13 protein-coding genes are annotated in these 15,557 nt (G+C 66.3%); 11 read left to right on the forward strand and 2 right to left on the reverse strand.

The genetic code is table 11. The features are described from left to right. Positions 1-27 precede the first annotated feature (27 nt). Positions 28-1,023, reverse strand: a complete 996-nt coding sequence (gene sohB / locus EA346_RS03735; RefSeq protein WP_296755831.1) for a protease SohB — start codon at positions 1,021-1,023, stop codon at positions 28-30. A 122-nt stretch (positions 1,024-1,145) separates the two neighbouring features. Between sohB and EA346_RS03740 the strand changes: the two genes are divergently transcribed. Beyond that, on the forward strand, positions 1,146-1,433 hold the full coding sequence (locus EA346_RS03740; RefSeq protein WP_296755833.1) for an ORF6N domain-containing protein: 288 nt from the start codon (positions 1,146-1,148) through the stop codon (positions 1,431-1,433). 468 nt (positions 1,434-1,901) lie between these two features. On the opposite strand, the gene EA346_RS03745 is transcribed toward EA346_RS03740, so the two are convergent. After that, a complete protein-coding gene (locus tag EA346_RS03745) occupies positions 1,902-2,477 on the reverse strand; it encodes a TM2 domain-containing protein (RefSeq protein WP_296755835.1) in 576 nt (191 codons plus the stop codon). Between the two features lie 129 nt (positions 2,478-2,606). Here EA346_RS03745 and EA346_RS03750 point away from each other — a divergent pair, with 129 nt between their 5' ends. The 10 genes from EA346_RS03750 to pmbA all read left to right on the forward strand — a co-directional run bounded on the left by EA346_RS03750 (position 2,607) and on the right by pmbA (position 15,493). Next, complete coding sequence (locus tag EA346_RS03750) at positions 2,607-3,548, forward strand: LysR family transcriptional regulator (RefSeq protein ID WP_296755837.1); 942 nt, start codon at positions 2,607-2,609, stop codon at positions 3,546-3,548. Continuing rightward, complete coding sequence (locus EA346_RS03755; RefSeq protein WP_296755840.1) at positions 3,545-4,288, forward strand: GMP synthase; 744 nt, start codon at positions 3,545-3,547, stop codon at positions 4,286-4,288. The genes EA346_RS03750 and EA346_RS03755 overlap by 4 nt, the downstream gene beginning before the upstream one ends. Before the next feature lie 13 nt (positions 4,289-4,301). Next, positions 4,302-4,691: a Crp/Fnr family transcriptional regulator gene (locus EA346_RS03760; RefSeq protein ID WP_296755859.1), complete on the forward strand. Its 390-nt coding sequence runs from the start codon at positions 4,302-4,304 to the stop codon at positions 4,689-4,691. Further along, a complete protein-coding gene (locus EA346_RS03765) occupies positions 4,688-5,827 on the forward strand; it encodes an AI-2E family transporter (RefSeq protein WP_296755842.1) in 1,140 nt (379 codons plus the stop codon). The genes EA346_RS03760 and EA346_RS03765 overlap by 4 nt, the downstream gene beginning before the upstream one ends. Before the next feature lie 85 nt (positions 5,828-5,912). Continuing rightward, the gene (rng, locus tag EA346_RS03770; protein WP_296755844.1) at positions 5,913-7,397 is read left to right on the forward strand and encodes a ribonuclease G; all 1,485 of its coding nucleotides are present in this window, start codon (positions 5,913-5,915) and stop codon (positions 7,395-7,397) included. 111 nt (positions 7,398-7,508) lie between these two features. Further along, on the forward strand, positions 7,509-11,342 hold the full coding sequence (locus EA346_RS03775) for a YhdP family protein (RefSeq protein ID WP_296755847.1): 3,834 nt from the start codon (positions 7,509-7,511) through the stop codon (positions 11,340-11,342). Positions 11,343-11,361: 19 nt separating this feature from the next. Then, on the forward strand, positions 11,362-12,204 hold the full coding sequence (locus tag EA346_RS03780; protein WP_296755849.1) for a carbon-nitrogen hydrolase family protein: 843 nt from the start codon (positions 11,362-11,364) through the stop codon (positions 12,202-12,204). Positions 12,205-12,256: 52 nt separating this feature from the next. Then, positions 12,257-13,699 carry a metalloprotease TldD gene (tldD, locus tag EA346_RS03785; RefSeq protein WP_296755852.1) on the forward strand — a complete coding sequence of 481 codons (1,443 nt, stop codon included), beginning with the start codon at positions 12,257-12,259 and terminating at the stop codon, positions 13,697-13,699. Between the two features lie 78 nt (positions 13,700-13,777). Continuing rightward, a complete protein-coding gene (locus tag EA346_RS03790) occupies positions 13,778-14,041 on the forward strand; it encodes a hypothetical protein (protein ID WP_296755854.1) in 264 nt (87 codons plus the stop codon). Between the two features lie 93 nt (positions 14,042-14,134). After that, entirely contained in the window at positions 14,135-15,493 is a 1,359-nt protein-coding gene (pmbA, locus tag EA346_RS03795) for a metalloprotease PmbA (RefSeq protein ID WP_296755857.1), read from the forward strand. The last annotated feature ends 64 nt before the right edge of the window (positions 15,494-15,557 follow it).

The following is a 15,557-nucleotide window of genomic DNA, read 5'->3' on the forward strand; positions in this document are numbered from 1 at the left end:
GTCAGGGGTGGTCGCCGGCTATGACGGTTAGCGCTGGAGGAGGCGGTCCAGGGCCTGCTCGAACGCGATGCCGATGCGCCGGCCCATGGCCTGCCTCCGGGTGAAGGTGACCTCGTAGAGTTCGTGCTCGCGGCTGAGGGCCATCAGCAGGTCGTCGCTGGTGCGCAGTTCATCGACCAGCTTGAGTTCCAGCGCCTGCTCGCCGTACCAGTGCTCCCCGGTGGCGAGGGTCTCGAGATCCAGCTGAGCGCGGTAGCGCTGCAGGTAGGCCTTGAACAGGCCGTGGGTCTCCTCCAGTTCCTGCTGGAATTTCGCCCGACCCTCGGGCGTGTTCTTGCCGAGAATGGTCAGGGTGCGCTTGTGCTGCCCCGCGGTGAGCAGCTCGATATCCACGTCATGACGCTTCAGCAGCCGATGGATGTTGGGTATCTGCGCCACCACTCCGATCGAGCCGACCACGGCGAACGGGGCGGCCGCGATGCGGTGGGCGACCGCCGCCATCAGGTAGCCGCCGCTGGCCGCCACCCGATCGACGGCGACGGTCAAATCCAGCCCGGCATCGCGCAGGCGCGCCAATTGGGCGGCTGCGAGGCCATAGGAGGGCACCAGGCCGCCCCCGCTCTCCAGGCAGAGCACAACGCGGTCGACCCCCGGCCGGGCAATGGTCAGGATCGCGGAGATCTCCTCGCGCAGGCTGTCGACCCGCGTGGCGCGGATGTCGCCGTGAAAACGCAGGACGTAGATCCGCGGTTGCTCGTCGCGCCGCTCCCGGACGGCCTGCTTGCGCTCGCGCTTGAAGTCCTTCATGTGCCGGCGCAGGGCTCGCCATCCGAGCACGCGCAGGCGCAGGATGCGCTCCATGTTTCGGTAGCGCTGGTTCAGGTGCTTCACGGTAAGTTGTTCCTCGCCCTTGCCCCGGCCCCGTTGGGCCATCGCAGCGATGCTGCCGAAAACCAGCAGCAGCATCACCACAATGGTCAGACCCTTGGCCAGAAACAGTGCGTATTCCTGCAGGAACTCCATGCTTCCTCCCGTGTTGTTCGAAACCCGCGACGGACTCCCGGTATTCTCACCCGGGGATATTACGCGGGAAGGGCGGGAACGTGTCCGATTATGCAGACCAGCCGTGTGGAACTCCGAACCCGGTGCAAGTCGCGCCGGGGCCGCGCGCGATCCGGTTTCGCGGTCAGGACACCCTGAGCCTGCGCCAGCTGGACGAACTGAACCGGGTGCCAAAGGGGACGACGTTCCGGCGCTTCAAGGCCTGCAGGGCCGGTCTCGTCGAGGGGCGTGACTTCTTCCGCCTCGATGCCGGCGAACATTCGACCTGGCTGTCCAGCCTGCGCGAGGAGGGGCTGATCTATCCGTCGAGTGTCCACGTGGTGCTGCTCACCGAATCCGGGTACCGCTGTCTCTTCCAAGACACTAATTAATCCGGGTCGTCATTGCGAGCAAACTGTAGGTCGGGTTAGCCCGAAGGGCGTAACCCGACGGGTGTCGCACCAACCTATGGCGGCAAAGCCGCGTCGTCCCTTGCACCCCGGCGCGTCGGGTTACGCTGCGCTAACCCGACCTACGGGTCTAATTAATCCGGGTCGTCATTGCGAGCAAACTGTAGGTCGGGTTAGCCCGAAGGGCGTAACCCGACGGGTGTCGCACCAACCTATGGCGGCAAAGCCGCGTCGTCCCTTGCACCCCGGCGCGTCGGGTTACGCTGCGCTAACCCGACCTACGGGTCTAATTAATCCGGGTCGTCATTGCGAGCAAACTGTAGGTCGGGTTAGCCCGAAGGGCGTAACCCGACGGGTGTCGCACCAACCTATGGCGGCAAAGCCGCGTCGTCCCTTGCACCCCGGCGCGTCGGGTTACGCTGCGCTAACCCGACCTACGGGTCTTTCACGCTAACGGTCACGGCGTTTTTTGGCCAGTTCGCGGAGCAGGGCCTCCTGTTCGTTGAACGAGGGCTGCCGTCGGCGTTTGGCCTGGTCGGGGCCGTCCGGTGCGTCCCGTTTCACCGGGACATGCCCGGCGCGTTCGCCCTCTTTCAGCGCCTGGTAGTCGGCGAGGTCACGGTTGATCGACTCCGCGTCCTTCTCGTCGGTGTAGCGGCCGCGGTAGTTCGTGGGCGGTTTCTCCCCTTTGCGCAGGAAGAGCTGCATGCGTAGTTGCTTGTTGTAGGCAACCACCCTCCGGTCGATCCAGAAGAGATCGTAGACCGCCAGGGCGGCCAGGAACGCCGCCGGCAGCAGCCACCACCACGCAGGGGCCAGCCAGGCCGCGCCGACGGTGATCACACTTAGGACCAGGAACGCCGCGCCGCCACGGGGGTCGGCGAGGTAGAATCGGTGCAGGCCCAGCGGAAACAGAATCCACGCCACATAGGCGCGGTTCCTGGAGCGCATCTCGTTTGCCAGAACGGCATTGACGGCCTGCAGGCCGCCGCCCTCGAGGTTGAGTTTCTGCCAGGCCTTGCTCATTGCCGCATCCGTTTCGGGGTCTCAACCCCAGTCTAACCCCGGGCTGAGTTGTCGCAGGGAAAGTCCGCCTGCTATTGCGGCCTTGCCGGGCTTGCTAGCATGCGGAGGATCATCCGGGGAAGCACGCCCATGTCGGATCGGCGACTGCAGGTCTTTTTTACCGTGGCCCGGCTGCTCTCGTTCACGCGGGCAGCCGAGGTGCTGCACATGACCCAGCCCGCGGTCACCTTTCAGGTGCGCCAGCTGGAGGAGCAGTTCGACACACGCCTTTTCGATCGCAACCACAATCGGGTCACGCTGACGGAGGCCGGCCGCCTGGTGTTCCGCTACGCCGAGCGCATCTTCGAAACGTATACGGAGATGGAGGCGGCGATGCGCGAGCTGAAGGGCGCGGTCGGCGGTGCTGTGGTGCTGGGGGCGAGTACGACGGTCGCGGAGTACCTGCTGCCGACGCTGCTCGGTGCCTTTCTCCGCAGCCATCCCGAGGTGGGTATCAGCCTGCGGGTCGGCAACACCGAGGCCGTGGTGGCCATGGTGGAGGAGAGCGAGATCGACCTCGGCGTGGTCGAGGCCCCGGTCACCAACCGGAACCTGATCGTGCAGCCGTGCCTGATCGACCATCTTCGCCTGATCGTCGCGCCCGACCATCGCCTTGCGAAACACAGAAAGGTCACGTTGCACGATTTTCTCGACGAGTCCTTCGTGTGCCGCGAGGAGGGTTCCGGGACGCGCGAGGTGATCATGGAGTACCTGACCCGCCAGGGCTGCAGCCGCAACCGCCTCAATCTGTGCATGGAACTTGGCAGTCCGGAGGCGATCAAGGGAGCGGTGGCGGCCGGTATGGGGTGCTCCATCCTGTCGGAATCGGTGATCGCCAAGGAGGTCACGCTGGGCCAGTTGGTGGCGATTCCTCTGGAGCCTCCGCTTGAGCGCCCGATTTCCCTGGTGCACGCACGCCAGAAGTTCCGCGTGCCCACCCTGGAGGTCCTGTTGCGCTTCATCCGCGAGTACTGCACCCGCGATGTCCCTCCGGGAACCCCTTCCATACCCCACGGCAAGGAGACCAAATGAAGAATTACTGCGTCGTACAGCACACCTATTCGGAATTCCTGGGCCTGATAGAATCCCAGCTGGAGAAAAGGGATATCGGCTTCTCGTATCATCGGCCGTTCGTCGGCCAGGACATGCCCGGCTCGGCGGCCCAGTTCGATGGCCTGTGGCTGCTTGGTGGCGCGTGGCCGCTCACGGACGAGGAGCACAACCCGCAGGTGCCGGACGAGTTGGCGCTGATCGATATCTTCCGGCGCTCCAGCCGGCCTGTGATCGGTCTGGGCATGGGCGGCATGCTCGTGGCCTTGCAGGCAGGTGGCACGGCCCGGCCGGAGCCCGCCTACCGGGCCGAGTTCGTCACGGCGCACAAGACCCCTGCGGGGGCCGGCGACGCGCTGGCCGAAGCCGTGGATGGCCGCACGGTGCTGGTGCTGGTACACGGCAGCGTGGACCTGCCCGAGGGCCTGGAGCCCACACTGGTGGACGACGAGGGGCGGTGGCTTGCGGTGCGTCCCGACGACCTGACCTACGGGCTGCTGTTCCGCCCGGAAATGAAACCCGGCATGCTGGAAGATATCATCATGGAGGCCCGGCATAATCCGCCTCCCAACATGGGCGAACTGCTCGGCGAGGCCCGGATGGAGTGGCAAAACATGCAGGAGGTTACCAACCACGTGGTCGCGGGACTGGTGACGGAACTCTCCCTGATGCAGGAACGGCGCAAGATGCCGGTGTTCAGCCTGAAACTGGAGACGGAATAAGTTGATCGCACCGATGAACATGGCCCGCAAGAACAAGGCCTCGCGCGGCAAGGGCGGCGCGGCCGCACGGGTGGCCGAGATCGCCGGCAAGCTGCCGGAGGAAGAGTTGCGCACGCTGCTGCAGTTCTCCGAGTTTCTGCTCGCCCAAGTGCCCGACGCCGAGGCGGCGGATGCCCCGCTGCCGGAACCCAAGCCGCTCCCGAGACCTGCCGAGGAGTCGGTGATCAAGGCCATGCGCCGCCTGTCCGAGACCTATTTCATGCTCGATCGGGGCCCGTTGCTGAACGAGACCTCCGCACTGATGGCCCAGCACGTGATGCAGGGCCGCAAGGCGGCGGAGGTGATTGACGACCTCGAGGCGGTGTTTTTGGCCCAGTACGAGCGGGTGCGGTCCTCCAAATGATCGAGGTGTTCCAGCGCTGGTATCACCGGCATTTCACCGATCCGCAGGTGGTGATCCTGGCCTTCCTGCTTCTGGTCGGTTTTCTGCTGGTGATCTTTGCCGGACGCATCCTGGCCCCGCTTCTGGCTAGCCTCATCATCGCCTATCTGCTGGAAGGAGCGGTGGCGAAGCTGACGCAGCTGCGCTTACCCAGGCTGCTCGCGGTGATTATCGTGTTGCTGGGATTTGTCGCGCTGGTGGCGGCGGCACTGTTCGGCCTGGTGCCATTGATGTCGCAGCAGGTCACGCAACTGGTCAGGGAACTTCCGGTAATGATCTCCCAGGGTCAGGCGTTGCTGCTGCAGCTGCCGGAGCGATACCCGCAGGTCATCTCCGAGGAGCAGGTCTTCGACATCATGGGTGCGATCCGCGCCGAGGCCACCCAGTTCGGGCAGCAGGTGGTGAAGGTCTCGCTGGCTTCGGCGCAGCATCTGGTGACGGTCGTGATCTATCTGATCGTCGTTCCGCTGATGGTCTTTTTCATGCTCAAGGACCGCGATGCGATCCTGAACTGGTTCATGAGCTTCATGCCTCGCGACCGGCATCTGGCCGGGCAGGTCTGGAACGAGGTGAACGTGAAGATCGCCAGCTACGTGCGCGGCAAGTTTCTCGAGATCCTGCTCGTCTGGGCGGTCAGCTTCATCACCTTCCACTGGTTCGGACTGCAGTACGCGGTGCTGTTGTCGTTCATGGTTGGAATCTCCGTGATCATTCCTTACATCGGCGCGGCCGTCGTCACCATCCCGGTGGCGCTGGTCGCCTATTTCCAGTTCGGCCTGTCCAGTGAATTCGCCTGGGTGCTGATTGCCTACGGCGTCATCCAGTTTCTGGACGGCAACGTGCTGGTGCCCTTGCTGTTTTCCGAGGTGGTCAACCTGCACCCGGTGGCGATCATCGCCGCGGTGTTCATCTTTGGCGGTATCTGGGGTCTTTGGGGGGTATTCTTCGCGATCCCACTGGCCACGCTGGTGCACGCCGTGTTGAAGTCCTGGCCCCGTCATGACCTGCCCGAGGCGTTTTCGCGGAAAGATCCCGGCGGCCCCGAGCCCAGCGGCGGAGAACAGGCGGATACTGCAACGGGTCCCAGCCAGGCATGACCGTCCGGGGGCAAAGGGATTCGAGCCCCTGTTCCGGGAGCCGCGGACCTGTCCGGTGCGCGGAATCCAATACAAGAGAGGATGCATGACCGGCACCGAATTATTGATGAACATCACCCCGCAGGAGAGTCGGGTCGCCCTGGTCGAGAACGGGATCCTGACCGAGCTGCACCTCGAGCGGAGTCGCCGCCGCGGCCTGGTCGGCAGCATCTACAAGGGGACGGTGTGCCGGGTATTGCCAGGCATGGATGCGGCCTTTGTGGATATCGGGCTCGACCGTACCGCCTTTCTGCATGCCTCGGACGTGGCGCCGGTCGAGCGCGAGGAACTCTGCAACAACGGCGAGGCACCTCGGCGCAACGAATCGATCAGCCAGCTGCTGCGCGAGGGCCAGGAGCTGCTGGTTCAGGTGATCAAGGACCCCCTGGGGACGAAGGGGGCACGTCTGACCACCTACGTCACCGTCCCTTCACGGCACCTGGTCCTGATGCCGAATCAGAGCAACATCGGGATCAGCACCCGCATCGAGGACGACACGATACGCAGCGGCCTGCGCGAGAACATGGAGACGCTGCGCGCGGAACTGGCGCCCGAGCATGGCTTCATCGTGCGCACCGCGGCCGAACTTGCCGACAGGGGGGCCCTGCGCAACGATGTGCTGTTTCTGAAGAAGCTCTGGGACACGCTGAAGGAAAACGCCGCCAACTGCGCCGCGGGACAGGAGATTCACGCCGATCTCCCGCTGGTGCTGCGTATCCTCCGGGACATGGTAGGGGTGGAGCTGGAGCGGATTCGGATCGACTCCCGCGAGACCTGGCAACGGGTCTGTGAATTCGCCGAGCGCTACATTCCGGAGCTGAACGATCGGATCGAGCATTATCCGGGGGAGCGCCCGATCTTTGAACTCTTCAACGTCGAGGAGGAGATCCAGCGCGCGCTGGAGCGCAAGGTCGAGCTGAAATCCGGCGGCTACCTGATCTTCGATCAGACCGAGGCGATGACCACCGTGGATATCAACACCGGTGGCTTCGTCGGGCACCGCAACCTCGAGGAGACGATCTTCAAGACCAATCTCGAGGCGGCACAGGCGATCGGGCGGCAACTCCGCCTGCGCAATCTCGGCGGCATCATCATCATCGATTTCATCGACATGCAGGATGACGAACACAAGCGCCAGGTGATCCGGGCCCTGGACCGTGCCCTGGAGCGGGATCATGCCAAGTGCCAGATCTGTGACGTGTCGCCGTTGGGCCTGGTCGAGATGACCCGCAAGCGTACCCGAGAGAGCCTGGAGCACCTGCTCTGCGAACCCTGTCCTACGTGTGGGGGGCGCGGCTATCTGAAATCGGCCGAGACCGTCTGTTACGAGCTGTTCCGCGAGATTCTGCGCGAGGCCCGCCAGTACGACGCCAGGGAACTGCGGGTGCTGGCCTCGCAGAGCGTCATCGACCTGCTGCTGGACGAGGAGTCGTCGAGCCTGGCCGAGTTGCAGGAATTCGTCGGCGTGCCGATCCGGTTCCAGGTGGAGACGCTGTATCAACAGGAGCAGTTCGACGTGGTCTTCATTTGAGCAGGTCGCGCTTCTGAACGGCATGTTGCCTTCTCCGCCAGCGGGAGCCTCCGAGGCGCGCCCAGGCCAGCGATGGTCCTCGGTTAGAAGACCCGCTCCGGGCTTCGGGTCATGATCCGTCGCAGCCTGCGTATCACCCTGGCCACCCTGGCCCCCTTGCTTCTGTTCCTGTTGCTGGCTCTGCTGGCGCTGCGGCTGCTGCTGCCCCAGTGGGACGGTCTGGCGGCGGTGGTCGAGCAGCGGGTCGGGACGATGATCGACCGCGAGGTGCAGTTGGGTTCCCTGCACTTCGGTTGGTCGGGATGGGCCCCGGAGCTGGTGGCGAATGAGGTGCGCATTTCGCAGCCGGACGCTGGCCCGCTTGCGGCCCGGGAGCTCGGGGTCAGTCTGGCTCCGTTGCGCAGCCTCCGGGCCCGCAGCCCGGTATTGGGCCATGCCCGTCTGACCGGCATTCACCTCGATGTACAACGCGACACCGAGGGTGTGTGGGACGTGCACGGGTGGCGCTTCGGCGGTGCCGGCTCGTTGGCGCTCGACTGGAGGCGGCACTTTGCCGGCATGGAACGGCTGCAGATCGAGGAGGCCACCCTGCATTGGGCGGATGGCATGACCGGTATCGAGACCGGGCTGCGCGTGGACTCACTGGGGCTGCGCTCGGATCGGTCCGGGCTTGCCCTCGTGGGGCGTGGCCGTTTTCTTCCCGAGGCCGGCGGGCCGGTGTATGTCGGCATCACGGTGCCCCCTGCGGGCCCTGACCGCATCGAATTCTTTCTGGATGCGCAGGGCGTGCAGCTGCCGTACTGGAGCCAGCTGGGCGGCTGGCTCCAGGGTGGGCTGCACGGCACCGCTTCGGTGCGTCTCTGGGCAACCCTGGAAAATGGACGGGTCCGGCAGCTGCAGGGCGAACACGACAGCCGGCTGCTCGTGGTTCGCGATGGACGCTGGCGCGAGCAGCCGGTGGGTCATCGCTTCCAGTGGCTGCGCGACGGCACGACCGCCGTGTCGCACTGGGCCGAGACCACCCCGGGTGCGGGGAATGCGCGCCTGGAATACCGCATGCCGAATGCCGGTGAGGGCGTGGACCGTGTCGTCCTGGCCGCGGCCGGCATCGACATCGATCACTACGTGCCAACCGGCACGGCATTGCGGTTTCGCGATGTGCCGGATCTCGCGCGGCTGGCGCGCATTGACCCCTCGGGCAGGCTCGAGACGCTTCACATGGTCCTTGAGCGGGACCCGGAAGGGTGGCAGGTACAGGCGGCGGATGCGCAGTTGCGTGATATGCAGCTGCACGCAGCCGGCGTGATTCCGGGGGTGAACGGTCTCGACGCGAGCCTGGAATGGGCGGATGGCCAGGGCGTGCTGACGCTGGACAGCAACGCCCTGCGCGTTGCGATGCCGACCCTGTTTTCGGAGGAGTTTCTCTTCGATCGGCTGCACACGCGGCTGCTGCTGCGGCGGGACGAGGCGGCTTGGCACCTGGAGGCACACGATCTTTTCCTGGAGAACCAGGACGCCGCGCTGGAAGGCCGCGGAAGCATCGAATTCGGCGCGGCGCCTCACCTGGACCTGGCATTGCGGTTCCTGCGTGCCGACGGACGACAGGTGGCCCGCTACCTGCCGGTGCACAGGTTCCCCGCGCGGACCTACCGCTGGCTGGTGGAGAGCATCCGTACCGCCACCGTGACCGACGGCGGCATGGTGTTCCGCGGTCACCCGAAGGATTTTCCCTTCGCCGACAACGAGGGTGTGTTCGACCTTTGGGCGGTGGTCGAGGACGGCGTGCTCGACTACCAGCCGGACTGGCCGCTGGCGGAGGGGTTGTCGGGAACACTGCATTTTCACAATTCCGGGTTCCGGGCGGAGCAGGTGTCCGGAAAGATTCTGGATTCCGCCGTCAGCCAGACCACCGTGGTCATCGGCAACATGCTCAGGGAACCGGAACTGGAGATACGGGGGCAGGCGCGTGGTCCGGTGCAGGACCTGGCCACGTACCTGCGCCAGTCCGGAATCGGGCGCGACTTCCTCCCCTACCTGGCTGGCGTGCAGCCGAGGGGCAGCAGTGTGCTGGACCTGGACCTGTTGATCCCGTTGCACGGACCCGGACCGGCTGGGACCCGTGCCGCGGGGCGGCTCGGTCTCGACCGGGCGGCGCTGGAATTGCCCGAGCGCAGGCTTGCCCTGGAAGACATCACGGGCGATATCCGCTTCGATCCGCAGAGAGGTGTCCGGGGCCAGGAAATCCGCGCCGAGATCCACGGCGAGCCGGTGCTGCTGAACCTGCAGCGCGCTGCCACGGGTCCCGCCATGCGCATCCATGCCCAAGGCCGTCAAGCGCTCGCACCGTGGGTCGGGGAGCGAGCGGCTGCGCGCCTGGCGGCACAGGGGACGGCGCACTGGGATGCCGAGATCGTCGTCGATGCGGCCGGTGATTCGCGGCTGGAGCTGGCCTCGAATCTCGAGGGGATGCAGATGGATTGGCCGGCACCCTTCGCCAAGACGCGGGGTACCCGGCGTCCGCTGCAGATCTCCTGGCCGTTGCAACGCGAGGGCGAGGCGATCGCACGGGTGCGTTTTGATCAGGTCCTGGAGGCCGACATCCGGGTCGCGCCGGGGCGTGCGGGCGGGGCCGGAGAGGTTCGAGCCCTCGCCCTGAACCTCGGGCGCCCACCCCCGGGGATGCCCGCGCTGCCCGAGCGCGGCATCGATCTGCGGGCCCGGCTGGATTCGGTGGACGTGGACGCGTGGCTCCGGTCCGTTAGGGAGTTGACGGCCGATACGGTGCCCATCGAGGCGGCGGCCGGCCTGGAACTGGTCCGCGCCGATCTCGAGGCCGTGGACAGCCTGCGCTGGGGCGGCAGGGTCCTCCCGGGAGGCCGCCTGCGGGTCGAGCGGGGAGCCGATGGCCAGCGCCTTGTCCTGGATTCGGAATGGGTGCAGGGCGAGGCCGTGCTGACCGATCCGGCGGCCGGAGATCCGCGGGCCGGTGCGCGCGGCCACTGGCAGGTCGATCTTGCCCACCTGCACCTGGATCAATGGGAGACGCCGGTCGCGCGATCCGGGCGCTCGCGGCCCGTTGCGCAGGATGCGTTCGCGGATCCTCGCACCTGGCCAGGCCTGGACCTGCGGATTGGCGATCTGCGGTTGGGCAACCTGCATCTGGCCGATGTTGCATTCGCGCTGCTTCCGTCAACGGATGGCCTGGAACTGCGGGACTTGCGGCTGCGTGCGCCGCAGGGGGACGTGAGCCTGCTCGGCGATGGGCACTGGGAGATGTCCCCGGACGGATTGGCGCAGACGCGGATCCGCGCCGAGGCGACAGGGACTGACTGGGGCAGCGCACTGAATTCGATGGGTGTCTCACCCGCGATGCAAAGTGCGTCCGGCAGCGCCCGGGCCAGTCTGGCCTGGGCCGGTCCGCTGTTCGTGCCCGACATCACCGGGCTGAGTGGGACGGTCGATATCGACCTCGCGGACGGTCGCCTGCACGAGGTCGAGCCCGGCGCAGGGCGTCTCCTGGGGCTGGTGAGCCTGGACGTGATCCCGCGCAGACTGCGCCTGGACTTCCGGGACGTCTATACTCAGGGGCTGGCGTTCGACCAGATGGTCGGCGAGGCGGTGATCGAAGGCGGCGACCTGCTGTTGCCGGAGCTCCGCATTGCCAGTCCGTCCGCGGTGGTGCGGGTCAGCGGGCGCACTGGTCTTGTGGCCCGCGACTTCGATCAGTCGATCGTCGTCGTGCCGCGGCTGCGTTCGACGCTGCCCATCGTTGGTGCGCTGCTCGGCGGTCCGGTAACCGGAGCCGTTGTGCTGTTGGTGGAACGGGTCCTGGGAATCGGGGACCAAATGGAAGAGGCGGCGCGAGTGGAATATTTTGTCACGGGTCCGTGGTCTGACCCAGAGATAAGGGCGCGAGTGAAGATGGAACAGGGGACCCCAGAGTGATGACCCAACGGTGCATGCCATGACGAATGTTGCCGCCATCCAGATGGCGTCGGGACCGCAGCCGCAGAACAACATGCTGGAGGCGAAGCGGCTGCTCAAGGAAGCGGCGGACAAGGGCGCGCAGCTGGTGGTGCTGCCCGAGAACTTCGCGATGATGGGCATGCACGATGAAGACGTCCTCAAGATCGCCGAGGAGCCGAGGGCGGGCCCGCTGCAGGCCTTTCTGGCGGAACAGGCGAGGCGTCTCGGCATCTGGCTGGTTGGTGGCACCGTTCCGCTGCGCACCGGACGCGGTGATCGAGCCATTTCTGCCTGTCTGGTGTTTGACGACCAGGGTCAGCGCGTGGCCCGCTACGACAAGATCCACCTGTTCGACGTACGTATACCGGATGGCGACGAGCACTATGCCGAGTCGCGGATCTACGAGCCCGGGGACCATACCGTTACGCTGGATACGCCTTTTGGGCGAATGGGGCTTGCCGTCTGTTACGATCTCCGTTTCCCGGAACTCTTTCGCGGGCTGCTGGATCAGGGCGCCGAATTCGTGGCGATGCCCGCCGCCTTCACCGCCCAGACCGGGCAGGCGCATTGGGACATCCTTCTGCGCGCGCGTGCCATCGAGAATCAGTCGTTCATGCTGGCTGCCGCCCAGGGCGGTTTCCACGTCAACGGTCGCGAGACCTACGGACACAGCGCCCTGGTCGATCCCTGGGGCCGGGTGGTCGCGCAGCTGGGCCGCAATCCCGGGGTCCTCGTCGCCGACCTGAGTTGCGACTGCGTCGGCCGGATCCGGACCCTGTTCCCGGCCGTGCATCATCGACGCCTGTCCTGTGAGGTCCAGGTGTCCAAGACCGGGGCCTGAGGGCGGGGTTCCGGCGCCGACCCGTACATCGAAACAGCCAACAGGAATAACGATGATCGACAGCTTCGTTCGACAAACCCTCCTTGACCCCGGCAATGTTACTGAAGGGGGGCTTGCCGCCGTGCTTGGGACCGCCTTCGGTCGCGGGACCGACGGCGGCGACTGCTACTTCCAGTTCATCTGCCAGGAGGGCTGGTCGCTGGAAGACGGCCTGGTCAAGAGCGCGAGCTTCAACATCGAGCGCGGGGTGGGTATACGGGTGATCTCCGGCGAGCAGACCGGTTTCGCCTATTCCGACGAGATCACCCTGCCGGCGATGCTGGAGGCCGGGCGCACCGCGCGCAGCATCGCCGGCGCCGGGCAGACCGGGTCGGTGGCGGTGCGCCCCGGCGTGGGGCGGGAGTCCGCGCTGTACCTGCCCGATGACCCGCTGGGCTCGCTGGACGAGGCCCGCAAGATCGGCCTGCTCAAGCACGTCGATGCCGAGGCCCGTGCCGCCGACCCGCGCGTGACCCAGGTCATGTGCTCGCTGGCAGGGGTGCGCGAGGTGGTGCTCATCCTCACCGCGGAGGGGGAAATGGTCACCGATGTCCGGCCCCTGGTGCGGATGAACGTGCAGGTCCTGGTGGAGCAGGGCGGGCGCCGGGAATCCGGATCCGCCGGCGGCGGCGGCCGCTCCGGCTATGTCTATTTCACCGAGGAGGATCGGGCCGGTGCCTATGCCCGCGAAGCGGTGCGCCAGGCACTGGTCAACCTCGATGCGGTGGACGCGCCGGCCGGCAGCATGAAGGTGGTGCTCGGTCCCGGCTGGCCCGGCGTATTGCTGCACGAGGCCATCGGTCACGGCCTCGAGGGCGACTTCAACCGCAAGGGCACGTCGGCCTTTGCCGGCCGGGTGGGCGAGCGGGTCGCTGCTCCCGGCATCACCATCGTCGACGACGGCACGTTGCCCGGCCGGCGTGGCTCCCTGAACGTCGATGACGAGGGCACCGTCACACAGCAGACGATGCTGATCGAGGACGGCTACCTGCGCGGCTACATGCAGGACCGCCTGAACGGCCGCCTGAGTGGCACCCGGTCCACGGGCAACGGGCGCCGCGAGTCCTACGCGCACCTGCCGATGCCGCGCATGACCAATACCTACATGCTTGCGGGCGGTCACGACCCGGCCGAAATCATCGCATCGGTGGATCGTGGTCTGTATGCGGTCAACTTCGGTGGCGGGCAGGTGGACATCACTTCCGGGAAGTTCGTGTTCTCGGCTTCGGAGGCCTACCTGATCGAGGATGGACGGGTGACCCGGCCGGTAAAGGGGGCTACCCTGATCGGCAATGGTCCGGACGTGCTGACCCGTGTCTCGATGGTCGGCAGCGATCTGGAACTCGACACCGGCGTCGGCACCTGCGGCAAGGAAGGGCAGGGCGTGCCGGTGGGCGTCGGCCAACCGACGCTGCGCATCGACGGAATGACCGTGGGCGGTACCCAGGCGGCCTGACCGTCATCTCCTTGCAGACGAAGGGAATCGCCGAAGGCCGTCGCGACGGGTAACGATCAACAGCTTTCAGGAGTAGGCATGACGCATCTAGCAATCCTCGAAGAAGAACAATCGCTACCGGAGGGCCACGGTGCCGACCACATCGTCCAGTGGCATGTCTTTCGGTCCAGGGCAAAGGCCGAGCGGTTCGCCGACGGCATCCAACTCGATGCCGGGCAGGAATTGGTCGGTGGCTTCACCCGGGACAGTCTGGGGATCCTGTATTGGGTGGGCGTCCACGTCGAGGATCTCGAGAAGTGGGGCAACCGCGGTGCCGTGAACAAGCACGGCGCGAGCCCCTGACCCGTCCGTTCCCCGCCCACGCCGCGCTGTCACGGCCGGCCCGCAGCGAGTTGCGGGAGCCGGCCCCCGTCTGTCCAGGAATCGATGAAGAGCATGGATCAGTTAACCGAAGTACAGGCACTCTCGCACAGTCCCGCATCGCTGGAGGAGCGGGTGCGCACGGTCCTCGACCACGCCCGCAGCTGCGGTGCCTCGGCGGCACAGGTGATCGTCACCCATAACGTGGGACTGAGCGTAACCGTGCGCAAGGGCGAGGTGGACACCCTGGAGCACGAGCGTGACCAGCAGATGGCGCTGGTGGCCCATTTCGGGCAGTCCAAGGGCTCGGCCTCCACCACGGACTTCAGCGCGTCGGCCCTGCGCCAGACCGCCGAGGCCGCCTGTCGCATCGCCCGTCATACCGAGCCCGATCCCTACGCCGGCCTGCCGGACCCCGCGGATCAGGCGCATGACTGGCAGGAGCTGGACCTGGATCATCCCTGGGATTGCCCCTCCGCCACCGCCATCGAGCTCGCCCGGCGGATCGAGGCCGCGGGCTTCGCGCTGGATCCGCGCATCGAGAACTCGGAGGGCGCCAGCGTGAGTACGCGCCGGGCGATGTCCTTCCTGGGGGACAGCCAGGGATTCATGGGCGGCTATCGGAGTACGCGGCACTCGCTCTCCTGTGCGCTGGTGGCAAGGGATACGGCCGGCATGCAGCGTGACTATGCCTACACCCTTTCCCGCAACCCGCTGGAGCTGAACGATCCCGAGGCGGTCGGCCGCGAGACGGCCGAGCGCACGCTGCGGCGGCTTGGTTCACGCAAGCTCGGTACCCGGCAGTGTCCCGTGCTGTTCGTACCGGAGATGGCACGCGGCCTGATCGGAAGCTTCACGCGCGCCGTCGGTGGCGGCGCGCAGTACCGCAAGAGTTCTTTCCTGCTCGATGCCGCGGGCGAGGAGATCTTCCCCAACTGGATGCGGATCGCGGAGCATCCGCATCTGCCCGGCGCCCTGGGCAGCGCGCCCTTCGACGGCGAGGGCGTGCGCACCCGGGAACGCGAGCTGATCAGCGGCGGCGTTCTCCAGGGCTACATCCTCGACAGCTACGCCGCGCGCCGGCTCGGGCTGCACACCACGGGCAATGCCGGCGGCGCGCGCAACGTGACCGTGCAGCCACATCCGGGCGACAAGGGCTTCCGGGAGCTGCTCGCGGAGATGGGCACCGGGCTCCTGGTCACCGAACTGATCGGCCAGGGCGTCAACGCGGTCACCGGCGACTATTCGCGCGGCGCCGCCGGCTTCTGGGTCGAGCAGGGCGAAATCGTGCACCCCGTCGAGGAGATCACCATCGCCGGCAATCTGCGGGAGATGTATCGCAGGATCGTGGCGGTGGGCAACGACGTGGACGTCCGCGGCAACACCCGCACGGGCTCCATCCTGATCGAGTCGATGACCATCGCCGGTGACTGATCTTGGGCTGTGACTGATCTTGCCCGTGCACGCCTTGGTCTCCTGCACCGCCGTTAGCGTGAAA

This window comes from Thioalkalivibrio sp. (assembly GCF_007692535.1).
Classification (GTDB): domain Bacteria; phylum Pseudomonadota; class Gammaproteobacteria; order Ectothiorhodospirales; family Ectothiorhodospiraceae; genus Thioalkalivibrio.